The sequence below is a fragment of the Phenylobacterium sp. genome, assembly GCF_004299445.1.
Taxonomy (GTDB): domain Bacteria; phylum Pseudomonadota; class Alphaproteobacteria; order Caulobacterales; family Caulobacteraceae; genus Phenylobacterium.
On record NZ_SCTC01000052.1, the window covers coordinates 49,934 to 72,559 of the forward strand.

At 68.8% G+C, this 22,626-nt stretch carries 17 protein-coding genes; 12 read left to right on the top strand and 5 right to left on the bottom strand.

Annotated elements, in window-relative coordinates:
- The first annotated feature begins 25 nt into the window (after positions 1-25).
- A complete protein-coding gene (gene ettA, locus EPN98_RS14345) occupies positions 26-1,690 on the top strand; it encodes an energy-dependent translational throttle protein EttA (RefSeq protein ID WP_293363517.1) in 1,665 nt (554 codons plus the stop codon).
- Positions 1,691-1,844: 154 nt separating this feature from the next.
- Entirely contained in the window at positions 1,845-3,032 is a 1,188-nt protein-coding gene (locus EPN98_RS14350) for a calcium-binding protein (protein ID WP_293363518.1), read from the top strand.
- On the opposite strand, the gene EPN98_RS14355 is transcribed toward EPN98_RS14350, so the two are convergent.
- Complete coding sequence (locus EPN98_RS14355; protein WP_293363520.1) at positions 3,017-4,282, bottom strand: MFS transporter; 1,266 nt, start codon at positions 4,280-4,282, stop codon at positions 3,017-3,019. The genes EPN98_RS14350 and EPN98_RS14355 overlap by 16 nt on opposite strands.
- 126 nt (positions 4,283-4,408) lie before the next feature.
- Positions 4,409-4,912: a hypothetical protein gene (locus EPN98_RS14360; protein WP_293363521.1), complete on the bottom strand. Its 504-nt coding sequence runs from the start codon at positions 4,910-4,912 to the stop codon at positions 4,409-4,411.
- Between the two features lie 91 nt (positions 4,913-5,003).
- Here EPN98_RS14360 and EPN98_RS14365 point away from each other — a divergent pair, with 91 nt between their 5' ends.
- Genes EPN98_RS14365 through metH form a run of 5 tightly spaced genes read left to right on the top strand, consistent with a single transcriptional unit; the run spans position 5,004 to position 11,078 of the window.
- Positions 5,004-5,975 (top strand): metalloregulator ArsR/SmtB family transcription factor, encoded by a 972-nt coding sequence (locus EPN98_RS14365; protein ID WP_293363523.1) that lies wholly within the window; start codon positions 5,004-5,006, stop codon positions 5,973-5,975.
- Positions 5,972-6,907, top strand: coding sequence for a methylenetetrahydrofolate reductase [NAD(P)H] (gene metF, locus EPN98_RS14370; protein ID WP_293363524.1), 936 nt, complete (start codon positions 5,972-5,974; stop codon positions 6,905-6,907). Before EPN98_RS14365 ends, metF begins: the two co-directional genes overlap by 4 nt.
- Complete coding sequence (locus EPN98_RS14375) at positions 6,904-7,965, top strand: homocysteine S-methyltransferase family protein (RefSeq protein WP_293363525.1); 1,062 nt, start codon at positions 6,904-6,906, stop codon at positions 7,963-7,965. Before metF ends, EPN98_RS14375 begins: the two co-directional genes overlap by 4 nt.
- Complete coding sequence (locus EPN98_RS14380) at positions 7,965-8,429, top strand: DUF6882 domain-containing protein (protein ID WP_293363527.1); 465 nt, start codon at positions 7,965-7,967, stop codon at positions 8,427-8,429. Before EPN98_RS14375 ends, EPN98_RS14380 begins: the two co-directional genes overlap by 1 nt.
- Positions 8,430-11,078, top strand: coding sequence for a methionine synthase (metH, locus tag EPN98_RS14385; protein WP_293363528.1), 2,649 nt, complete (start codon positions 8,430-8,432; stop codon positions 11,076-11,078).
- A gap of 218 nt (positions 11,079-11,296) precedes the next feature.
- Here metH and EPN98_RS14390 read toward each other — a convergent pair whose 3' ends face one another.
- A complete protein-coding gene (locus tag EPN98_RS14390; protein ID WP_293363529.1) occupies positions 11,297-13,021 on the bottom strand; it encodes a caspase family protein in 1,725 nt (574 codons plus the stop codon).
- 354 nt (positions 13,022-13,375) lie between these two features.
- Positions 13,376-13,930 carry a PEPxxWA-CTERM sorting domain-containing protein gene (locus tag EPN98_RS14395; RefSeq protein WP_293363531.1) on the bottom strand — a complete coding sequence of 185 codons (555 nt, stop codon included), beginning with the start codon at positions 13,928-13,930 and terminating at the stop codon, positions 13,376-13,378.
- Between the two features lie 392 nt (positions 13,931-14,322).
- Between EPN98_RS14395 and EPN98_RS14400 the strand changes: the two genes are divergently transcribed.
- The 5 genes from EPN98_RS14400 to EPN98_RS14420 all read left to right on the top strand — a co-directional run bounded on the left by EPN98_RS14400 (position 14,323) and on the right by EPN98_RS14420 (position 22,108).
- Positions 14,323-16,842, top strand: a complete 2,520-nt coding sequence (locus EPN98_RS14400) for a TonB-dependent receptor (protein ID WP_293363532.1) — start codon at positions 14,323-14,325, stop codon at positions 16,840-16,842.
- Positions 16,843-17,049: 207 nt separating this feature from the next.
- The gene (locus EPN98_RS14405) at positions 17,050-18,108 is read left to right on the top strand and encodes an HlyD family secretion protein (RefSeq protein ID WP_293363534.1); all 1,059 of its coding nucleotides are present in this window, start codon (positions 17,050-17,052) and stop codon (positions 18,106-18,108) included.
- A 5-nt stretch (positions 18,109-18,113) separates the two neighbouring features.
- Positions 18,114-19,622, top strand: a complete 1,509-nt coding sequence (locus tag EPN98_RS14410; RefSeq protein WP_293363536.1) for an efflux transporter outer membrane subunit — start codon at positions 18,114-18,116, stop codon at positions 19,620-19,622.
- On the top strand, positions 19,600-21,126 hold the full coding sequence (locus tag EPN98_RS14415; RefSeq protein WP_293363537.1) for a DHA2 family efflux MFS transporter permease subunit: 1,527 nt from the start codon (positions 19,600-19,602) through the stop codon (positions 21,124-21,126). Before EPN98_RS14410 ends, EPN98_RS14415 begins: the two co-directional genes overlap by 23 nt.
- A gap of 70 nt (positions 21,127-21,196) precedes the next feature.
- On the top strand, positions 21,197-22,108 hold the full coding sequence (locus tag EPN98_RS14420; protein ID WP_293363539.1) for a phytanoyl-CoA dioxygenase family protein: 912 nt from the start codon (positions 21,197-21,199) through the stop codon (positions 22,106-22,108).
- A gap of 83 nt (positions 22,109-22,191) precedes the next feature.
- Here the strand turns inward: EPN98_RS14420 and EPN98_RS14425 are convergent.
- On the bottom strand, positions 22,192-22,626 hold a 435-nt coding region (locus tag EPN98_RS14425; protein ID WP_293363540.1), incomplete at its 5' end, for a YciI family protein.

Here is a 22,626-nt window from a genome sequence, read left to right on the forward strand (position 1 = left end):
CACCGACCAGCGAGCAGCACGCCCCATGGCGCAGCAGTACATTTTCCAGATGCAGGGCCTGACCAAGGCCTTCCCCGGCAGCCCCAAGAAGCTCTTCGAGAACATCTGGCTGTCGTTCTATCCGGACGCGAAGATCGGCGTCGTCGGCGTCAACGGGTCGGGCAAGTCGACCCTGCTCAAGATCATGTCGGGGATCGACAAGGACTTCACCGGCGAGGCCTTCGCGGCCGACGGCATCAAGCGCGGCTATCTCGAGCAGGAGCCCAAGCTTGACGAGAAGCTGGACGTCTGGGGCAACGTCATCTCGTGGTGCGAGGAAAAGCAGATCTTCGACCGCTACAACGCCGTCGCCGCCCAGATGGGCGAGGAATACACCGACGAGCTCATGGAGGAGATGACCCAACTCCAGGAGAAGCTGGACGCGGGCGATCTCTGGGACATCGACAGCCGCATCGAGATGGCGATGGACGCCCTGCGCTGCCCGCCCAACGACTGGCCGGTCGACAAGCTGTCGGGCGGTGAACGCCGCCGTGTGGCCCTGGCCCGCCTGCTGTTGGCCAAGCCCGACATGCTGCTGCTGGACGAGCCCACCAACCACCTCGACGCCGAGAGCGTGGCCTGGCTGCAGCACCACCTGGAAGCCTTCCCGGGCTGCGTGATCCTGGTGACCCACGACCGCTACTTCCTGGATCAGGTCACGAAGTGGACGCTGGAGCTCGATCGCGGCAAGGGCCTGCCCTACGAGGGCAACTACTCGTCGTGGCTCGAGCAGAAGACCAAGCGCCTGGCCCAGGAAGAGCGCGAGGAAGCCGGCAAGAAGCGCACCATCGAGCGCGAACTGGCCTGGGTGCGCTCGTCGCCGTCGGCCCGCCGCTCCAAGTCCAAGGCCCGTCTGGCCGCCTTCGAAGACCTGCAGAACGCGGCCGACAACGCCAAGCAGACCTTCGCCCAGATCCAGATCCCGCCCGGCCCGCGCCTGGGCCAGGTGGTGATCGAGGCCGACAATCTCGAGAAGGAGTATGGCGACAAGCTCCTCTTCAAGAACCTGTCGTTCAAGCTGCCCCCCGGCGGCATCGTCGGGGTCATCGGTCCGAACGGCGCCGGCAAGACCACGCTGTTCAAGATCATCACCGGCCAGGAGACCGCCGACGCCGGCAGCGTGCGCCTGGGCGAAACGGTGAAGCTGGCCTACGTCGACCAGAGCCGCGACAACCTCGACCCCAACAAGAACGTCTGGGAGGAGATCTCGGGCGGTCTCGACGTCATGAAGGTGGGCAGCCGCGAGATTCCGTCCCGCGCCTATGTCGGCAGCTTCAACTTCAAGGGCGGCGACCAGCAGAAGAAGGTGGGCCTGCTGTCGGGCGGTGAGCGCAATCGCGTCCACCTGGCCAAGACCCTGGCCTCGGGCGGCAACGTCCTGATGCTCGACGAACCGACCAACGACCTGGACGTGGAAACCCTCGGCGCCCTGGAATCGGCGCTGGAGGACTTCCCGGGCTGCGCCGTGGTCATCAGCCACGACCGCTTCTTCCTGGACCGCCTGGCCACCCACATCCTGGCCTTCGAGGGCGACTCGAAGGTCGAGTGGTTCGAGGGGAACTTCGAGGCCTACGAGGAGGACAAGAAGCGCCGCCTGGGCGCCGACAGCCTCATCCCCCACCGCATCAAGTTCCAGAAGTTCACGCGCTAGGGCCCCCGGCCGTTGCAAGCAAGGGGTGTCGGCGTGCAGCTCAGCTCGCTGACGCCGGGCTGGATCTTCGGGGCATAACCTCAGCTTAACAGCCTGCGATTGACCTTATGGCGTGCCGGGGCCAGCCTCGGCGCACACCTGAGGGGTCCAGCACATGCCTGCGTTCAACGGCGGCGACAGCGCGGATGTATTTGTCGGCGACGGTTCGCCCGACACATTCATCGGGGCGGCGGGCGGCGACACGATCACGGGCGGCGTCGGCTTCGACCTGTTCGTCATCGACAACGGCCACAGCCCTGCGGCGACCGCCATCAGCACGCCGGCGGCGATCGACGTTATTACCGACTGGAGCAGCAAGGACCGGATTCTCTTCGTCGGGGCGAACCCGGCGGTGTTCGGCTCGGTCGGACAGGGCGTCGCCGACAGCTACGAGGAGGCCTACAATCAAGCGGTCGCGGCCTTCGGCGGCCAGGGCCGCGAGTACTTCGCCGCCAGCGTGGGCGCCGATGTCTTCATGTTCGCGATCCGCACCGGCCAGGCGGTGAAGCTGCTGAACGCCAACCTGGCCGACGTACAGCGCATCAACTTCGTCACCGGATCGCTCTCGGGCGGCCTCGTGGAAACGGGCTCGGAAGGTGGCGTGCTGCGCCAGCTGACCGGCGGCGCCGATCAGTTCGTAGGCGGCGCGGGCAACGACACCGTGACGGGCGGTGACGGCGGCGACACCCTAAGCGGCGGCGCGGGCGACGATCAGGTATTTGGCGGTATCGGGGCGGACTCGATCACCGGCGGCGACGGCTCCAACTACCTGCGCGGCGATGAGGGCGACGACATCGTCACGGGCGGCGCCGGCTTCGACGACATCAACGGCAACATGGGCCGCGACACGCTCTCCGGCGGCGCTGGGAACGACTGGGTCGTGGGCGGGAAGGACGACGACATCCTGTTCGGCGAGTCCGGCAATGACCTCGTCTACGGCAACATCGGCAACGACACCGTGGGCGGCGGCGTCGGCGACGACATCGTGCGCGGCGGCCAGGGCGACGACCTTGTCCGCGGCGACGACGGCCGCGATACCCTCTCGGGCGACCTGGGCAACGATACCCTGGACGGCGGCCTCGGCGCGGACCTGTTCCTGTCGTTTGCGACGACGGGCGTCGACAAGATCATCGGCTTCAACGCCGGCGAAGGCGACCGACTGCAGCTGGAGCCCGGGACGACGTTCACCGTCATTCAGGAGGGCGCCGACGTGATCGTGAACCTCGGCTTCACCAACCGTATCATCGTCGAAGGCGTGCAGCTTTCGCTGTTGCCGGACGGCTGGATCTACGTCGCGGGCTGATCGGCCGGCCCGTCCGGCATGTCGCGCAGGCGCCGGAGCGGACCCGGCAATGACAGCAATGGCGCGGCCGCAAGCCCCGCGACGCCGACCCAGATCGCGCCGCGCACGCCGATGACCTCGCCCAGCATTCCGCCCAGCAGCGCGCCGAGCACGACCAGCCCGCCGGTCGCGGCCTTGTAGGCCGCGTTCACTCGTCCCAGCACCTGGACCGGCATCACGGTCTGGATCAGCGTTGTCCCCAGGATCATGGTGGTGACGCCCAGCAGGTCGCCCAGGATCTGCGACGTCACCAGGAAAACCATTCCCGCGCCCGGGTTCGGCGGCGAGAGCGGGATGATGGCGACCGACAGCGCCACCAGCACCTGGGCCCCCACGAAGGTGGGCCCGACGCCCAAGCGCCGTGACGCCGGTCCGGCGACCGCCGCCCCCGCCAGCGCGCCCACGCCGCCCGCCGCGATGGTCAGGCCCAATAGCGCCGGCGTGAGGCCGACCACCTCGACGCAGAACAGAATGTAGAGCGCGCTGAAGAACCCGCCGCCCAGCGACTGCATCCATGAGCTCAGGAACACCGGCCGCACCAGCGGATCGCGCAGCGCCACACCGAAGCCCAGCCGCACGTCGTCCGCCCAGCGCGCGTGCGCTTCGGGATGCGGCGCGGCTTCCGTCCTGCGGATGCCGAACAGGAAGCCCGCCGAGACCAGGTAGGTGACAGCGTTCGCGGCGATCGCGAGGGGCGCGGCCAACCCCTGAAACAGCACGCCCGCCAGCGCCGGGCCGCCGATTTCGGCCACGGATTCCGTCGCCGAGAAGCTGGCGTTGGCGCGCCCGATCTGCTCGCGCGCCACCAGCGACGGCAGATAGGCGTGGTCGGCGATCTCGAACAACACGCTGGCCGCTCCGACCAGGGCTGCGGCGATGTAGAGCTGCGGCAACGTGAGCACGCCCAGCAGCGCCGCGATCGGGATCGTGGCGAGCACGGCGGCGCGAACCAGGTCGGCGGCCATCATGATCCCGCGCCGACGGCTGCGGTCGACAAATCCGCCGGCCGCGAGCCCAACCAACAACGCCGGTCCGTGCGAGATGGCGGCCAGCAGGCCGACCTGTCCGGGTGAAGCCCCGAGGCTCAGCACGGCGGCGAGAGGCAGGCCCTCTCGCGTGATGCGGGCTCCGAAGGCCGAGACGCTCTGGGCCATCCAGAGGCGGGCGAAGTCGCGGTCGCGCCAAAGGGCGTCGGGCGGAGATTGGGACATGGGACACAGGGATCGCGGCGGCCATACGGCCAGGGCCACGCGACGAGGCGTGGGACGAGGTGAGCCGATTTCAGGGCCGCCGCGCGGGCTCACCGGGCCGGTTTAACGCCGGGCGACCCTTCGACGTCAAGCTTGGGCGAGGAAGGCGGAGATCTCGCGGTCGCTCCGCAGACGCACGATCCGGGCGCGGCCGCCGTGCTCGGCCAGGGCGCGTTCCAGGCGCGGCCGGACCTCGCGATTGTAGGCGAGGATGAAGTGATAGAACTTCAGGTCTATGGTCTCGCGGCAGCCATCGGCCATGTCGGGCCGGGTCCCGTCGCGGTACTGGACCACGCGCCAGATCGCCCGCGCCAGGCACAGCCAGGGCGGCAGATCCAGCCAGATGATCGTGTCGGCCGCCGGCATCCGCAGATGCCAGGAGCCGCCGAAATTGCCGTCGCTGATCCAGGCTTCTCGCGCCTGGTAGTCCAGGATCAGGGCGTTGAACTCGTCGTCGTCGCGCTCGGTCCAGCCCGGCTTCCAGAACAATACATCCAGGTGAATGACCGGCAGGCCCAGCTTGTCGCCCAGCCGCCGCGCCAGGGTCGACTTGCCCGCGCCCGAGTTCCCGATGATCAGCACCCGGCGCATGGCGGCCCCCTTCGGAACCTGGCTATATTCGTGTGCCGGCGTCACGGCCATTCACTTGACGTTAGCACATATAAAGATATCTTTATGTGCAATGAAACTATCCGCCAAACAGACTGTCGATGTGCTGCGCGCCGCGGGCGAGCCCACACGGCTGCGTATCCTGGCGCTGCTCGAGCGCGAGGAGCTGGCGGTGCTCGAGCTGTGCCGTGTGCTGGACCAGAGCCAGCCACGCGTTTCGCGGCATCTGAAGCTCCTGGCCGAGGCGGGGTTGGTCGAGCGGTTCCCTGACGGGGCCTGGGTGTTTTACCGTCTCTCCAGCGGAGGCCGGCAGCGCGAGGTGATCGGCCAGGTCCTGGCGCACATCAACGCCGATGATCCCGTCCTGGCCCGCGACCGCCGAAAGCTGGACGACGTGCAGGCCGAGCGCGCCGACGCCGCCCAGGCCTACTTCGCCGAGAACGCCGCGCAGTGGGACCAGATCCGTTCGCTCTACGTCTCGGACGATCACGTCGAGACCGAGGTTCAGGAGGTCGCCGGTCGCGGGCGTGTCGGCAAGCTGGTCGACCTGGGCAGCGGGACCGGCCGTATGCTGACCCTGCTGGGGCCCCAGGCGGATCAGGCCCTGGGTCTCGACCTGTCGCAGCAGATGCTGAACATCGCGCGCCGCAATGTGACCGAGGCCGGGCTGACCAACGTCGAGCTGCGGCACGGCGACATCTTCGACACCCGCCTCCCCGAGGCCTCGGCCGACCTCGTGGTCGTCCATCAGGTGCTGCACTATCTGGGCGACCCCGCCGCTGCCGTCCGCGAGGCAGCCCGGGTGGTCTCGCCCGGCGGCAAGCTGATCATCGTCGACTTCGCCCCGCACAAGCACGAGTTCCTGCGCGAGCAGCACCAGCATCGCCGCCTCGGCTTCTCCGACGAGGAGATGGCCCGGTGGCTGAGCGAGGCCGAACTGCCGTCTGTTCAAATGCACGCCCTGCCGCCCACCCGGGCCGATGGGCTGACCGTGAAGATCTGGGCCGCCCAGCGTGCGCCCACCGCCTTGAGGAGCGCCGCGTGAGTCCGGCTGAAACCGCATTAGGTCCCGTGGCCCGCGCCGGCGCCGGCCAGGGTCCGCGCCCCCGCATCTCGTTCGAGTTCTCGCCACCCAAGGGCCCTAAGAGCGAGGAAAGCCTGTGGGAGGCGATCCGCCGCCTCGAGCCTCTGAACCCCGAGTTCGTATCGGTGACCTATGGCGCCGGCGGCTCGACGCGTGAGCGCACCCACCGCACGGTCGTGCGGATCCTCAAGGAAACGAGCCTCAAGCCGGCCGCGCATCTGACCTGCGTGGAAGCCAGCCGGGCCGAAGTGGACGAGGTGATCCGGGACTACTGGGACGCCGGCATCCGCCACATCGTGGCGCTTCGGGGTGACCCGCCCGGCTCGCTGGGCGGCGTCTACACGCCCCGCGCCGACGGCTATCAGAATGCGACCGAGCTCACCGCCGGGATCAAGGCCATCGCGCCCTTCGAGGTGAGCGTCGGCGTCTACCCGCAAATCCACCCGGAAAGCCCGTCGGTCGATCACGACATCGCCGTCCTGAAGGCGAAGGTGGATGCCGGCGCGACGCGGGCGATCTCGAACTTCTTCTTCGACATCGACGGCTACCTGCGGTTCGTGGACCGCATCCGCAAGGCGGGCGTCGATGTGCCGATCCTGCCGGGCATCATGCCGGTCTCCAGCTTCGAGGGCCTGCGCAACATGTCGGGCCGCATTGGGGTCGCCATCCCGCCCTGGCTCGCCAATCACTTCGAAGGCCTGGACGCCGATCCCGAGACCCGCAAGCTGGTCGCCGCCTCGGTCGCCGCTGAGATGTGCGCCAAACTGGCCGAAGAAGGCTTTTCCGACTTCCACTTCTACACCCTCAACCGCGCCGACCTGACCTATGCGATCTGCCGCATCCTGGGCGTGCGCGAGACCCCGACTGCTGAACCGAAGGAAGCTGCGGCATGACCCGGCAAGACCGCATCGCGGCGCTGAAGGCCGCCGCCAAGGAGCGCGTGCTCATCCTGGACGGCTCGTGGGGCGTGATGTTCCAGAAGCGCGGCCTGTCCGAGGACGACTACCGCGGCGACCGGTTCAAGGACCATCCAGGCCAGATGAAGGGCAACAACGACATCCTGTGCCTGACCCGGCCAGATATCGTCGCCGACCTGCACGACCAGTACTACGCCGCCGGCGCCGACATCAGCGAGACCAACACCTTCTCGGCCACCAGCATCGGCCAGGGCGAGTACGCCCAGGAAGCGGCCGTGCGCGACATCAACCTGCAGGGCGCCCGCATCGCCCGCGAGGTCGCCGATCGCTGGACAGCGAAGGAGCCGCACAAGCCGCGCTTCGTCGCCGGCTCCATCGGCCCCCTGCCGGTGATGCTGTCGATGAGCTCGGACGTGAACGATCCCGGCGCGCGCAAGGTCACGTTCGACCAGGTCTACGAGGCCTATCGCGAGCAGGTCCGCGCGCTGCACGAGGGCGGCGTCGACATGTTCCTGATCGAGACCATCACCGACACCCTCAACTGCAAGGCCGCGATCAAGGCGGTTCTCGATCTGCAGGACGAGGGCTACGAGCCGCTGCCGATCTGGATCTCGGGAACCATCACAGACCGGTCGGGCCGCACGCTGAGCGGTCAGACGGTGGAGGCCTTCTGGAACTCGGTGCGCCACGCCAAGCCGTTCGCCATCGGCCTGAACTGCGCCCTGGGCGCCGACCTGATGCGGCCGCACATCGCCGAACTGGCGCGCGTCGCGGACACGCTGGTCTCAGCCTATCCGAACGCGGGCCTCCCCAACGCCATGGGCGAGTACGACGAGGAGCCGCACCAGACCGGCCACCAGCTGCACGAGTGGGCTGAGCAGGGTCTGGTCAACATCCTGGGCGGCTGCTGCGGCACCACGCCGGACCACATCCGCCACGTGGCCGACGCCGTGCGCGGCCTGAAACCGCGCCAGCCCGCAGAGCGGCCCAGGGCCATGCGGCTGGCCGGGCTCGAGCCGTTCGAACTCGCCTGATGCAGGCGCCCGAATGGTATGACGCCTGGTGCGAGGAAGCCTTCGAGACCTTCCGCGCCAAGCAGAACGCGCTGACCGAGACCTATCGTCTCGCGTCGTGGGAGCGCTACGACTACGACACCGCCGCCGGGACCCTGACGTTCTCGGACCACGGGCGACCGAAGGTGCTGGCAGACATCCAGGTCGTCGGGTCCATCGGCGCCGACGACTGGCTCTGGGGCTGGGCCAACGAGAACTGGCCGGCGGTCAGCACCGACGGCATGCGCGCCGTCCGCGACTTCGGGGCCCAACACGGCATCGAAGAACTGACCACCCCGCACCTCGAGAGCGACGACCTGCCCGGCCTGGGCTGGATGCTGGCGGCGATCTCGGCTCGCGTTCTCGATGCCGAGGGCGCATACCGCGCGCCGTCCGGCGGCGGTGCGGTCTACTTCCTGATCCGATCCATCAAGTCTGTGAGCTGAATGCGTCCCATCTTCATCAACGTCGGCGAACGGACCAACGTCACCGGCTCGGCCAAATTCCGGAAGCTGATCGCCGAGGGGAACTACCCTGAGGCGCTGTCGGTCGCGCGCCAGCAGGTCGAGGCTGGGGCTCAGGTTATCGATGTCAACATGGACGAGGGGCTGCTCGACTCGGTCGCGGCCATGCGGACCTACCTGAACCTGATCGCGGCGGAGCCCGACATCGCGCGGGTGCCGGTCATGATCGACTCCTCGAAGTGGGAGGTCATCGAGGCCGGACTGAAGTGCGTCCAGGGCAAGGCGATCGTGAATTCGATCTCGATGAAGGAAGGTGAGGCCAAGTTCCTCGAGCAGGCGCAGGCGTGTCTGCGTTACGGTGCCGCCGTCGTCGTCATGGCCTTCGACGAAGTGGGCCAGGCCGATACCGCCGACCGCAAGGTCGAGATCTGCAAGCGGGCCTATGACCTGCTGGTGAACGAGGTGGGTTTCCCGCCCGAAGACATCATCTTCGACCCGAACATCTTCGCCGTGGCCACGGGCATCGAGGATCACGACAACTACGCCGTCGACTTCATCGAGGCGACGCGGCGGATCAAGGAACTGTGCCCCTACGCCCGCATTTCGGGGGGCGTCTCCAACGTCAGCTTCTCGTTCCGCGGTAACGAACCGGTACGTCGCGCCATCCACTCGGTCTTCCTGTACCACGCGATCGCCGCGGGCATGGACATGGGCATCGTCAACGCGGGCGACCTGCCGGTCTACGACGACATCCCCGAAGAGCTGCGCGAGGCGGTCGAGGACGTGATCCTCAACCGGCCGCAACGGACCGCCGTGTCCAACACCGAACGCCTGGTCGACCTGGCCCCCAAGTACAAGGGCGGCAAGTCCGAGGCCAAGGGGCCCAACCTGGCCTGGCGCGAGCAGCCGGTCGAAGGCCGCCTCAGCCACGCCCTGGTCCACGGCATCACCGACTTCATCGAGGCCGACACCGAGGAGGCCCGCCTGGCCGCCGCCCGGCCGCTGCACGTCATCGAAGGTCCGCTGATGGACGGGATGAATGTGGTCGGCGACCTGTTCGGCGCGGGCAAGATGTTCCTGCCCCAGGTGGTCAAGTCGGCCCGGGTGATGAAGCAGGCCGTCGCCTACCTGATGCCCTTCATGGAGGCCGAGAAGGACGGCGGCGAACGCAGCACCGCGGGCAAGGTGCTGATGGCCACGGTCAAGGGCGACGTCCACGACATCGGCAAGAACATCGTGGGCGTGGTCCTGCAGTGTAACAACTACGAGGTCATCGACCTGGGCGTGATGGTCCCCTGCGACCGCATCCTGGACGAGGCGATCGCGCACAACGTCGACATCGTGGGCCTGTCGGGCCTGATCACGCCCAGCCTGGACGAGATGGTCTACGTCGCCTCCGAGATGGAGCGGCGCGGCATGACCATGCCCCTGCTGATCGGCGGCGCCACCACGTCGAAGACCCATACCGCGGTGAAGATCTCGCAGCGCTATCCGTCCGGCTCGACCACCTATGTGCTGGACGCCAGCCGGGCGGTGGGCGTGGTCTCGAACCTGCTGTCGCCCACCGAGAAGGCGAAGTTCCTGGCCGACACCGCCGCCGACTACGAGAAGGTGCGCGCCCAGTTCGCCCGGGGCCAGACCAACCGCGCGCGCGCCACCCTGCAGGAGGCGCGCGACAACGCCTTCACGCCCGACTGGACCACGTACGACCCGCCCAAGCCCACCTTCCTGGGCACGCGGACGTTCGCGCCCTACGACCTGCCGGAACTACGCCGCCACATCGACTGGACGCCGTTCTTCGCCAGCTGGGAGCTGGTGGGCCGCTTCCCGGCGATCCTCGAGGACGACGTGGTCGGCAAGGCCGCCACCGACCTCTACAACGACGCCCAGCGCATGCTGGACCGCATCCTCCAGGAAGGCCTGCTCGAGGCCCGCGGGGTGGTGGGCTTCTGGCCCGCCAACGCCGACGGCGACGACGTGATCGTCTACGCCGACGAGGACCGCACCACCGAGCTCGCCCGCCTTCACACGCTGCGCCAGCAGATGCTGAAGACCGGCGACGGCGCCAACGTCGCGATGGCCGACTTCGTGGCGCCCGTGGGGACCAAGCCCGACTACATCGGCGGCTTCGCCGTCACCGCCGGCCACGGCGAGCTGGCCCAGGCCAAGGCGTTCAAGGACGCCGGCGACGACTATTCGGCGATCCTGTTCACGGCGCTGGCCGACCGCCTGGCCGAGGCCTTCGCCGAAGCCCTGCACCGCAAGGTCCGCACCGAACTGTGGGGCTACGCCCCCGACGAGGCGTTCGACATCGACACCCTGGTCGCCGAGCAGTACCGCGGCATCCGCCCGGCCCCCGGCTATCCGATGCAGCCCGACCACACCGAGAAGGCGACGCTGTTCGAGCTGCTGAGCGCCACCGAGGCGGCGGGCATCGAGCTCACCGAAAGCTTCGCCATGAACCCGCCGGCCGCGGTCTCGGGCGTCTACTTCGCCCACCCCGAAGCCCACTACTTCGGCGTCGGCCGCATCGAGAAGGATCAGGTGGCGGACTACGCGAAGCGCAAGGGCTGGGACCTGCGCACCGCCGAACGCTGGCTGGCCCCCATCCTCAACTACGAGCCCGCCTGATGACCCCCGAAGCCCGCAACAAGCTGTTCGGCCGCGTGGTGATCGTGCTCATGGGCGTGCTGCTGGCCGCCTACATGGCGGCGACGTTCCTGCGCTGAGGTCGGGGCGCGGCGCCCAGCCCGTCGCAGGGCCAGGCATCGTGTCCCCGCAATTCGCCCGTGGTTTGTGTTCCCAAGACACGGGACCCGATAGCGATCTCCGATTGCCAGAACCCGGGATCACCCCGACAGGCGAGGCGTCGAGCCGCCGGGCCGGCCGGGGGGCGGCTGGCGCGGCGCGGGCGGGGCCGAGAATGGCACCTTGGCGGAGACCACCGCCGAGGGGCCCAGGATCTGCGGCGTCTGGCTGTACTGCAGCTCTGCGAGCCTCGCCTTGGTGGCGTTGACGAGTTGGCTGAACGTGAGCGAGCGCTGCTCGCGCAGGATGCTGGCCAGGCAGAACGTGAAGGCGCCGTAGCTGGTCGCGCCGTGCCGGTACTCGTATGAGAGCTCATCCTCGCCGCAGGCTTCAAGGATCAAGGGCAGGTAGGGCCCCACTGGAGCCTTTCGAGTCTGGCGCGCTTTTCGGTAGGCGGACTGGTGCTCCTGACGCAGCATTGACCCTCGGCCTATGCGCACGGTGGCGCCATTGGACCCGAAGAAGTCGGCGTTGGCCTTCTTCGCCGTGCTGAAGTCGGGATTGAGCCGGACGAAATCCCGATCGACCCACATTTGGGTCTTCGTGTCCCATTTCAGCTGGCGGTGGCGGATATCGTCCGGCGGCGAAATACCCCGAGCCCTGGCGCCGCTCTGCCGATGCATGCTGCCCGCATGGCAGCAGTCGAAGATCAGCATGAGCTGAGTGTCGTAGGGCAATTGGCTGTAGAGGGCGTAGATCTGCTCGTCGGAGATCGATCGCTCAGGAGTCCAGTCGAAGTCCCAGGGGACCAGGGTCTCGGTCAGGCGGTCCGGCTCGAGGTTGGAGCCGTACTCGGGCACCCGCGCGCCGTGGCCGCTGTAGTAGAAGACGCGTTGGTCGCCCGGCTGAGCGTCGTCCAGCAGCCACTCGAGGCGCTCAAGGATGCCGGCGGCGGTCGCCCGCTCGTCCAGGCAGGTTCGGATCTCGCCGGGCTCGAAGCCGCATTCCTGGAGAACGGCGCTCATCGTGAAGACGTCGTTGACGCAGCCGGACAGCCGGTCGGCCTCCCGGGGATACTCGTTGATCCCCACGAGCAACGCGCGCTTGCGGTCCTTCCGCCCCTTCGCACGGCCCTGCGGGCTGGCCGGACGTTGCCAGGGGCCGCCGCGGGCGCCGCCGAAGGCCCTGGAATCCGCGGATCGCGCGCCGAGCGGACGCCAGAACGAACCCACGGTCACATTGTGCGTCAGATAGCGCTCGGCCGAATGGTCGCCGGCGCCTTCCAGATCGAACGGCGTCTGCAACTGACTGAAGTTGGCGACGCCTTGCAGCCGGATCGGCGCAGTGAAGACGTCGTCGTGCTTGTTGTAGAGGTGGTGCCAATGCCTGACTTTCGGGACCTCTATGCGTCCGTGCGTCAGGTTGCCCACCACGAACGGGTTGCCGATCTGGGACCCCAGGGTGACGTAGTGCGCCTTCGCCAGGAACGGCGCGGCGGACGAGGCGCCCGCCTCGGCGTGGGTGAAGGCGTTGTAGGTGACCAGCGAGCCCAGGCTGTGGGCGAGGATCACGTCCGGTTTGAACCCTGCGACCGCGTCCAGCATCAGCTTTCGGGTCTTGGCCTGGAAGTCCTCGCTCTCGACCCAGGCCACAACGTAGCCGGCGGTCCAGCGCAGGCGGTCCGAGATGTCCGAAACCACGCCCCGCCCGCCGACCAAAGAACCCAGGCCGCTTCGCCCCAGCTTCCATAGCGCCTGCATGGTGTCGGCGAAGGTCAGTCGGACATCCTCGAAGATCGGATCGTAGGTGACGAACTCGAACTGCAAATCGACGTCTGCGGCGAAACAACTGCGGACAGCCGCCTCCCACTGCGCCCGCCACGGGGAGCTCCTGTGGTCCCCCAGACCGTGAACGCCCAACACCCTGATCGCCTGAGCCATGTCTTGCCGCCTGCTTTTCAGCCTCGCTGCGATGCCGGGTACTGAACGGCGGTCGTCCAACCGCGCCCCCGGCGCTCCTGACGCGCCAGAGAACATGCAGACCGAAGCCAAATCAACCTATGGATTAGTTTCTGGCAAGTTCGGGGACACGCGACCCGTCCCCCGCGCGGGGCGGGCCGGCCTGCCGCCGAGCCTGCGGACGTCCCCGGCGCGACGACGTTCCGCCGGGCCGTCGCCGCCTCAGGCGGCGGCGAGGTTGCGGCGGCGGCGGCGGAGCTGGGCGCCCAGGGCGCCGAAGCCCAGGATCATGAGGGCCCAGGCGCCCGGCTCAGGCACGGCGCCAGGGTCGGTGACCGTCACCTGCCGCGCGACGAAGATGCTGTAGCCCCCAAGCGAATAAGCGACGTTGCTGGGGGCCGGCTGGGTCGAGGGCGCGAAGATGAAGAAACTCAGGAAGTCGCCGTCGAGAAGATTGTCGAACACATCCGTCGAGGTGGCGAAGCGCAGGGCGTCGTTCGCCTTGTCATAGGCGTAGAGCAGCGGCCCGCCCGCGAAGTCCAGCCCGGTGGCGACCAGGCCGTTCGACGTGGGCGCGATGTCGGCCGCGTCGTCGAAGCTGAGCTGGACGCGTCCAGAGACAGGGTCGACCGGCGGGGCGCCGACGCCGCGCACCGCGTAGAAGTCGCTGGCGGCGAACGTGACGTCGACATCGACGATGGCCGCCGCAGCCGGCGTCGTGACCCCCAGGACGGCGGCCGCCAGGGCGGCGGCGGACTTCAGGGCAAGGCGGTTCATGACTTCGTCTCCGGTCGGGTGGCGCGGCCGCGCGCGTGGCGTCTTGTCGGTCGGAGTTCGGCGACGGGAGATCAACTGTAGATTTTTGCCAGAGAGGGGGACCGGGGCGCGCCAAGAGGCCCGCGGGCGGACGCTAGGCGGACGGAGCGGCGTCAGCCGGCGCTCAAGCGATGGCGGAACCCGAGGCCCGGCGCCCACGCCCCGGCTGAGACGCCCCGGCTGAGACGCCCCGGATGACGCAAGCTGCCGACTTCGCGCGAAGCGACGTGCCTTCGATCTCGAAGCGACACACTATATAGTTGTATAGAATATATAATGAGTCTGACGTTTACCGTTCCACAATATTGCTCGGCCAGAGTGGAGCCTGATCAATGTATAGGGACGGATTCATCATGAGGCTCTGGTCTGTATCTGCGACAATTTGTCCGATACTATTTGCCGCACCCGCCCTTGGTGCGCCCTCTGGGACAATAAACGATCCCATCATTACATCACAAGCCGCGACCGGCGATCCCGCAGCTGCGGCCGCCACCGCCGCGCCGGCCAGCCGGGAAGAGGTGTTCTCCACCGGCGTCGCCAAGGGACGCGACCGACTGGACAGCGCCACCTCGACCAGCGCGTTGCGCGAGGCGGACATCGAGACCCTGGGCGCCCGCTCGCTGGGCGACCTGCTGCGCAACCTGCCGGGGATCCGCACGGAGTCGTCCACCGGCGACGGCAGCTCGGCCTACACAGTCCGTGGGCTGCCCCTGGCGTCGGGCGGATCGAAGTACATGCAGCTCCAGGAGGACGGCCTGCCGGTCCTGGAGTTCGGCGACTTCTTCAATGGGGCGGTCGACATCTACATCCGCGCCGACCTCAACCTGGCTGCGGTGGAGTCCATCCGCGGAGGCTCGTCCTCGACCTTCGCGTCGAACTCGCCGGCGGGCGTGATCAACCTGATCTCGAAGACCGGGGACGTGGCCGGCGGCGCGGTGCAGGTGACCGCGGGGCTGGACTACGACACCCAGCGCGTCGACTTCGAGTATGGCGCCCCGATCAACGACGCCTGGCGCTTCCACGTCGGCGGCTTCTACCGCCAGGGCGAGGGTCCGCGCGACGTGGGCTTCACGGCCTTCAAGGGCGGCCAGCTCAAGGCCAACCTGACCCGGCAGTTCGCCAACGGCTATGTCCGGCTGTCGGGCAAGTATCTTGACGACCGCTCGCCGCACTATCTGCCCGGGCCGGTGCGCATCACGGGCACGAACGACAACCCCTCGTTCGGAAGCTTCCAGGGCTATGACGTCCGGCGCGACTCCATGCTCTCGGGCAACCTGGGCAACCTGATCACGCTGGACGCCAACAACAATCCGGCCGAGCTCCCGCTGCGCCAGGGCATGAGCGCCCTGGTGAAGTCGATCGGCCTGGAGTCCCAGTTCGAGGTCCAGGGTTGGACGATCACCCAGCGCGGCCGCTATTCCGACATCAAGGGCGGCACGACCCGCAACCTGGTCGCCAACATCTATTCGGGCAGCGCCCTTCCGGCGTCGCTGGGCGGCGGCGCGGGAACGTTCAGCTACGCGACCGGCCCACGGGCGGGACAGGTGATCACCAACCTGGGCGCCATCAACGGCAACGGCCTGATCGTGGCCAGTTCGCTGAACCGGATCCAATCCCGTTCGCTCAACAACGCCATCAACGATCTGCGCGCGACCCGCGTCTTCCCGGTCGGCAAGGCAGAACTGACCGTGACCGGCGGCGTCTACAAGTCGCTGCAGGACTACACCAGCGACTGGCTCTACAGTAACCACCTGCAGGATGTGGCCGACGACGGCATGTCTTCGCTGATCAACTTCACCAATGCGGCGGGCGTCCCCCAGACGCAGGGCGGCTATCTGGGCTTCAACCGCTCGGGCAGCACCGCCTTCTTCCGGCGCGACTACGACGTGCGGTACAACATTACCGCGCCCTACGGCTCGCTGAACTATCGCCTGGGCAAGGTCGCGGTGGGCGGCAGCCTCCGCTACGACTCGGGCCGGGTGCGCGGCAAGCTGTACGGCGCCGACCTGGGCGGCGGCCGCATCGGCATCCGGCCGGTGGACTTCAACGGCAACGGCGTGATCTCGGTGGCCGAGTCGAAGACCGCCTTCACGCCCTACGACAGCCCGGCGCCCGTCGACTACGACTATAACTACGTGAGCTATTCGGTGGGCGTGAACTACCGGGTGGCCGAGCCGTTCGCGGTGTTCGCCCGCTATAGCCGCGGCGCGCGGGCCGGGGCCGACAAGCTGCTGTTCTCCAACAAGGTCAGCACGGTCGACGGCAGCCTCGTCAACAAGGGCGACGGCTATGACGTCGTCAAACAGCTCGAGGGCGGGTTCAAGTATCGCGCCTCGGGCATCACCGTGAACGTCACCGGCTTCCACGCCGACACGGAAGACACCAACGTCCAGGCCGGCGCGATCACCACCGACCGCACCTACAAGGCCTATGGCGTCGAGGCCGAGGGCGGCTATCGGCAGGGCCCGTTCAGCGTCCGGGCAGGGGTGACCTACACCCATGCCGAGCTCGTCAACGACAAGCTGAACGCCGCCGTAGCCGGCAAGGTCCCGCGCCGGCAACCGGACTTCATCTTCCAGGTGACGCCGCAGTTCGAGCTGGAGAAGGTGACGGTCGGCGCCAACGTCATCGGCACCACCAACAGCTGGGTTCAGGACAACAACCTGATGAAGATGCCGGGCTACACGCTGGTCAGCGCCTTCGCCCAGTACCGCCCCACCGAGCGCGTCCAGCTCATGCTCAACGTCGACAACCTGTTCGACAAGACCGCCTTCATCGAGATCACCACGCCGTCGGTTCCGGCCAACGGCATCGGGTTGGGTCGAGCCGCCAACGGCCGTACGATCTCCATGTCGGCCCGCCTGGACTTCTAGGGCGCAGGCCCCGGCGGTCAGGGGGACACGATACCTATCCCCCGTCGTGCGGCATCGCTGTTCAATCGCGGCGAGGGGGATAGGTATCGTGTCCCCCGAGCCCCCCAACCCCCTTGCCGAACGTAGCGTCCGCCTGAATAGGTGGTATGCAACGAGGGCCGCTCGGCTCAGAAGAAGCGGGCCGTTCAGTAGGGCGTTGGGGGGAATTTGAGTCAGTCCGAGGAGCAGCCGTCCGCCGCTGTCGACGAGCCCCGTCGCCGGTTCCGCCGGCGCTGGATCGTGATGGCGGCGGGCCCGATCCTGATCCTGGCGGGCCTGGCCTACCTGATCCTGACCAGCGGCCGGTTCGAGACCACCGACAACGCCTATGTCCAGGTGGCCAAGACGCCGGTGGCGCCGTCCATCTCGGGCCGCGTCGTCGAGATTTACGTCAAGGAGAACCAGCCCGTCCGGCGCGGACAGGTGCTGTTCCGGCTGGACCAGCGCGACCTGCAGGCCAGCGTCGACCTGGCCCAGGCCCAGCTCAGCAACGCCCAGCTCGCGGTGAGCCAGGCGCGCGTGGCCTATCAGCGCGAGATGGCGAGTGTGTCGGCGGCGCGGGAGAACCTGGCCTTCGCCACGCGCGAGGTGACGCGCCAGCGGCAGTTGAATGCGGCAGGGGCCGTCTCGGGCCAGGCCGTGGACCAGGCCGTCCACGCCGCCAATCAGGCGCGCGACCAGCTGGCGGTGGCCCAGCAGCAGGCGGCCCAGGCCCTGGCGGCGCTGGGCGGAGACCCGAACGTCGCCGATCGCGCGCCCGCGGTGATGCAGGCGCGCGCCCAGCTGCAGCGCGCGCAGCTGAACCAGGACTTCGCCACGGTGGTCGCCCCGGCCGACGGCGTGGTCGCGCGCGTCGACCAGCTGCCGGTGGGCGCCTATCTCAACGCCTCGCAGACCGCCTTCTGGCTGCTGTCGGGCGCCCCCTGGGTCGAGGCGAACTTCAAGGAAGACCAGGTCCGCAACATGGAGGTGGGCCAGCCGGTCGAGATCGACGTCGACGCCTACCCCGGCGGCCCGCTGAAGGGCCACGTGGCCAGCTTCGCGCCCGGCACCGGCTCGGCCTTCTCGGTGCTGCCGGCCCAGAACGCCACGGGCAACTGGGTGAAGGTGACCCAGCGCCTGCCGGTGCGCATCGCGTTCGACCGCCAGCCCCCGCCGCGGGCGGCGCGCGCTGGCCTGTCGGCCAAAGTGAAGGTCGACGTGCGCAATGCGCTGAAGCGGAACTAGGGCGGATGGCCCGCGCGTCCGCCGCCCGCCTCTGCGCCGTATTCGGCGGCATGGGTCTCGCGCTGTCGGCCTGCACGACTGTGGGCCCCGACTTCACGCCGCCGCAGGTGGACGCCGCCGCCGGCTATGCGATGGCCGGAGACGCGCCTGCGCCCGGCGTGGCCCTCAGCCCCGACGTCCGCCTCGCTGGTCCCTGGTGGCGGGCCTTCGGCTCGCCGGCCCTGGACGAAGTCATGCGCCTGGCGCTGGCCGACAGCCCCAGCGTCGCCGCCGCGCGCGCCAAGCTCGAGCGCTACCAGGCAGCCGAGCGCGAGGCGGCGGGCGCGCGCAGGCCGCAGGTCGAGGGCACCGCCTCGGCCCAGCGCCAGAAGTTCAACCCGGCCTCGTTCGGCTTTTCCGGCGCGCCCCGCGGCTCGCAGTTCACCGAGTTCGGACGGCCGCGCACGTACGACGTCTTCGCGCTGGGCGGGCACGTCAGCTACGACCTGGACCTGTTCGGCGGCGCGCGCCGGCGCGAGGAGGCCGCCGCCGCCCGCGCGGCCCAGGCCGCCCACGAAGCCGACGCCGCCTACCTGACGCTGACCGCCAATGTGGCGCTGCAGGCGGTGCGGATGGCCGGGCTCAAGGGCGAGATCTCGGCGCTGCAGTCGATCATCACCGACGACCGCACGCTGCTGGACCTGGCCCGCAAGTCGTTCGCCCTGGGCGGCATTCCGCGCATCACCGTCACCCAGGTCGAGGCCGCGCTGGCCGAGGACGAGGCCCTGATTCCGCCGCTGCTCCGGCAGTACGACGCCGCCCGCCACCAGTTGGCCCTGCTGGTCGGCAAGTCGCCCGCCGCCTGGGCCCCGCCGGACTTCGAGCTCGCGGGCCTGACCGCGCCGGCGACCACGCCGGTCAGCCTGCCGTCTGCGCTGGCGCGGCGCCGGCCCGACATCCTGGCGGCCGAGGCCGAGCTGCACGCGGCGACGGCGAATATCGGCGCGGCGCTGGCCGACCAGTATCCCAACATCCGGCTGTCGGCGAACGGCGCGCTGTCGGCCGTGACCCCCGAGGACGTGATCTCACCGGACTCCGCGGGCTGGACCCTGCTGGGCGGCCTCACCGCGCCGATCTTCGACGGCGGGGCGCGCAAGGCCCGGACGCGCCAGGCCGAGGCCCAGGCCCGCGAGGCCCTGGCCCGCTACCGGCTGACCGTGCTGCGGGCGTTCGTCGAGGTGTCGGACGCGATGGCGGCGCTGGAGACCGACCGGCAGCGGACCGAGGCGCTGACCCGGGCGGTGTCGCTGAGCCGCGAGTCGGCCGACGTGACCCTGCGCGCCGCGCAGCTGGGCGCGCGGACGGCCGCCGAGGTGGTGCAGGCGCGCCGCCAGCTGGACCGCGACCGCCGCGACCTGGCCAACGCCCAGGCCCAGCGGCTGTCCGACCTGGTGAGCCTCTATGCCGCCTCGGCCGCCGACTGGGGCGGGCGCGACGTGTCCGGAGGGGCCAATGGCGTCGGCCCAGGACGTTAGGAACCGGATCCCGATCACCGGCTCGCTGATGCTGGCGACGCTGATGTACACGCTCGACTCGACCATCGCGAACGTGGCGCTGCCGCACATGCAGGGCAGCCTCTCGGCCTCGCAGGACGAGATCACCTGGGTGCTGACCTCGTACATCCTGGCGACCGCGGTGGCGACGCCGCTGGCCGGCTGGCTGGCGCAGAAGATCGGTCGCAAGACCATGCTGCTGTGGTCGATCGTGGGCTTCACCATCGCCTCGATGGCGTGCGGCCTGGCCCAGAACGTGCCCGAGATGGTGATCTTCCGGGTGCTCCAGGGGCTGGCCGGCGCGGGGCTGATGCCCCTGTCGCAGTCGGTCATGCTCGACATCTTCCCGATGACCATGATCCCGCGGGTGATGAGCATCTGGAGCGCCGCGGTGATCCTGGGCCCGATCGCCGGCCCCACTCTGGGCGGCTGGATCACCGAAGAGCTGGACTGGCGCTGGGTGTTCTTCATCAACCTGCCGATCGGCATCCTGGCGATCGTAGGGGTGCTGCGGTTCATGGCCCATGACCCGGGAGGGCGGGCCAGACCCTTCGACTTCGTGGGCTTCGGCGGGCTGATCGCCTTCATCGTCGGCCTGCAAGCGATGCTGGATCGCGGCCCCGGGCGCGACTGGTTCGACTCGAAGGAGATCTGGGTCGAGGCCGCCATCGCCCTGGCCGGCCTGTGGGTGTTCATCGTCCAGACGGCGACCGCCGAGCATCCCTTCTTCCACCGCGACCTGGCCAAGGACCGCAACTTCATCGGCACCACCCTGTTCGGGTTCTTCGTGGGCGTGCTGCTGTTCTCGACCACGGCGCTGCTGCCGTCGTTCATGCAGAACCTGATGGGCTATTCGGCGACCCAGGCGGGCATCGCCAGCATGACCCGCGGCCTGGGCTCGCTGGTCTCGTTCCTGCTGGTGCCCATGGCCATGGCGCGCCTGGGGCCCCGCATGTGCCTGTTCCTGGGGCTGGTCCTGTGCGTCTGCGGCCTGTGGATGATGGGCGGCTTCAGCCTCGAGATGACCTCGGGGCCGATCCTGATCAGCGGGTTCGTCCAGGGGTTCGGCGTGGGCCTGCTGTTCTCGCCGCTCAGCACCCTGGCCTATGTGACCCTGGACCAGCGCCATCGGGTCGAGGGCACGATCGTCTCCACCATGGTCCGCAGCCTGGGTTCGAGCGTCGGCATCTCGATCGTCCTGGCCGCGGTGCTGCGCAACTCGGCAGGCGCACACAGCGAGCTGGCCGGCCGCGTCGATCCTTCCAGCCCGCTGCTGCACAACCTGCTGCCGGCGTTCATGGACCCCCGCACGGTGATGGGCGCCCAGGTGCTGAACGGCGAGATCACGCGGCAGTCCGCGATGATCGGCTACGTCAACATCTTCATGTGGATGGCGCTCGCGACCTGCATCATCGTGCCGGCGGTCATCCTGCTGCGGCCCGCGCGCGCCGCGCCGTCCGACACTGTCGAAATCCACTCGGAATAAGGCGAAGCCGGCCCGTGACTTCCGCGCACGGAAGTCTGGCACGGTGAGCCATCCTCAGGGAGGAGCCGCCATGCCGAGCCTCGTCCACCTGCCGGCCGACGCGCCGGCCGAAGAGATCACCGCTGCTCTGGACCGCGACGGAGCGCTGATCCTCGACGACGCGCTCCCCGCCGCCGACGTCGACGCGCTGGCCGCAGAGCTTCGCCCCTGGGTCGAGGCGACGCCGACCGGGCGCGACAGCTTCACGGGCGACCACACCACCCGCACCGGCGCCCTGGTGGCGCGCTCGCCGCGGATCCGGCCCCTGGTGATGGACCGCCGTATCCTGGCGGTGTGCGACGCGGTGCTGAAGCCCAACTGCCACCGCTATCAGCTGCACCTGGCGCAGCTGATCCGGATCATGCCCGGCCAGGGGGCGCAGGCGATCCACCGCGACCGCTGGGCCTGGGGCCGCCAGATGCCGGGGATCGAGCCGCAGGTGAACACGATCTGGGCGCTCACCGACTTCACCGCCGCCAACGGCGCCACCCAGGTGATCCCGGGCTCGCAGGTCTGGGACGACGACCGCAAGGCCCTGCCCCACGAGATCGCGCGGGCCGAGATGAAGAAGGGCTCGGTGCTGGTCTACACCGGCACGGTGTTCCACTCGGGCGGGGCGAACGACGCCGATCACGACCGCTGGGGCCTCAACATCACCTATTCGCTGGGGTGGCTGCGCCAGGAGGAGAACATGTACCTCTCCTGCCCGCCCGACGTGGCCCGCACCCTGGACCCAGAGCTGGCCGCCCTGGTCGGCTACGCCATGAGCAACTACGCGCTCGGCTACTATACCCCGCCCCTGCCCCCCGGCGAAGGCCCCGAGACCGTGCCGCCCGAGTGGGCGCTGGGCGGGATGAAGCCGGACGCCGAGGGGAGCCTCGGCGGCGCCGAACTGCTGGACGAGGTGATCGCGCGGGCGAAACGCAAGGCGGAGGGAGTTTAGGGGGCACGATACCTATCCCCTTTGCGCGGCGGTGCAGGTTCAGCGGCGGCGGGAGGGGATAGGTATCATGTCCCCGGCCGCTTTCACCCCGGCCGCTTTTTCGGCCGCACCGTCTCCAACCCCGCGTCGGTCAGGGGGATGGCGTTGCCGGGGATGTACAGGACGATCGGGCGGACTTCGTAGACGGCGCTGGGGTTGGCCTCTTTGAGGTCGCGGGCGGCTTCGACGGCGGCGTCGCGGGTGGGGACGTCGACGACGTAGAGGCCCAGCAACTGTTCCTTGGTCTCGGCGAAGGGGCCGTCGATCACGACGCCGCGGCCGGGGCCGCGGAGGGTGACCGCCAGTTCGGTGGCGCCCAGGCGGGCGGCGGGGCCCATCTTGGACTCGTCGATCAGGCGGTCGTGCACGGCCAACAGGCCGGTCATCAGCTGTCCGTCCTCACCCTCGCTGAGCGACTGGATGATGTGTTCCTCGTGGTAGGCCAGGATGGCGTAGAGCATGGGGCCCTCTACTGCGGC

What these genes read in the sequence shown, in the direction of transcription:
- EPN98_RS14410 (WP_293363536.1), top strand. Translation starts at nt 18,114, where the DNA reads ATGGCCCGCGCGTCCGCCGCCCGCCTCTGCGCCGTATTCGGCGGCATG.
- EPN98_RS14360 (WP_293363521.1), bottom strand. Translation starts at nt 4,912, where the DNA reads ATGCGCCGGGTGCTGATCATCGGGAACTCGGGCGCGGGCAAGTCGACC.
- EPN98_RS14420 (WP_293363539.1), top strand. Translation starts at nt 21,197, where the DNA reads ATGCCGAGCCTCGTCCACCTGCCGGCCGACGCGCCGGCCGAAGAGATC.
- EPN98_RS14365 (WP_293363523.1), top strand. Translation starts at nt 5,004, where the DNA reads ATGAAACTATCCGCCAAACAGACTGTCGATGTGCTGCGCGCCGCGGGC.
- EPN98_RS14350 (WP_293363518.1), top strand. Translation starts at nt 1,845, where the DNA reads ATGCCTGCGTTCAACGGCGGCGACAGCGCGGATGTATTTGTCGGCGAC.
- metH (WP_293363528.1), top strand. Translation starts at nt 8,430, where the DNA reads ATGCGTCCCATCTTCATCAACGTCGGCGAACGGACCAACGTCACCGGC.
- EPN98_RS14380 (WP_293363527.1), top strand. Translation starts at nt 7,965, where the DNA reads ATGCAGGCGCCCGAATGGTATGACGCCTGGTGCGAGGAAGCCTTCGAG.
- EPN98_RS14395 (WP_293363531.1), bottom strand. Translation starts at nt 13,930, where the DNA reads ATGAACCGCCTTGCCCTGAAGTCCGCCGCCGCCCTGGCGGCCGCCGTC.
- ettA (WP_293363517.1), top strand. Translation starts at nt 26, where the DNA reads ATGGCGCAGCAGTACATTTTCCAGATGCAGGGCCTGACCAAGGCCTTC.
- EPN98_RS14400 (WP_293363532.1), top strand. Translation starts at nt 14,323, where the DNA reads ATGAGGCTCTGGTCTGTATCTGCGACAATTTGTCCGATACTATTTGCC.
- EPN98_RS14355 (WP_293363520.1), bottom strand. Translation starts at nt 4,282, where the DNA reads ATGTCCCAATCTCCGCCCGACGCCCTTTGGCGCGACCGCGACTTCGCC.
- EPN98_RS14415 (WP_293363537.1), top strand. Translation starts at nt 19,600, where the DNA reads ATGGCGTCGGCCCAGGACGTTAGGAACCGGATCCCGATCACCGGCTCG.
- EPN98_RS14375 (WP_293363525.1), top strand. Translation starts at nt 6,904, where the DNA reads ATGACCCGGCAAGACCGCATCGCGGCGCTGAAGGCCGCCGCCAAGGAG.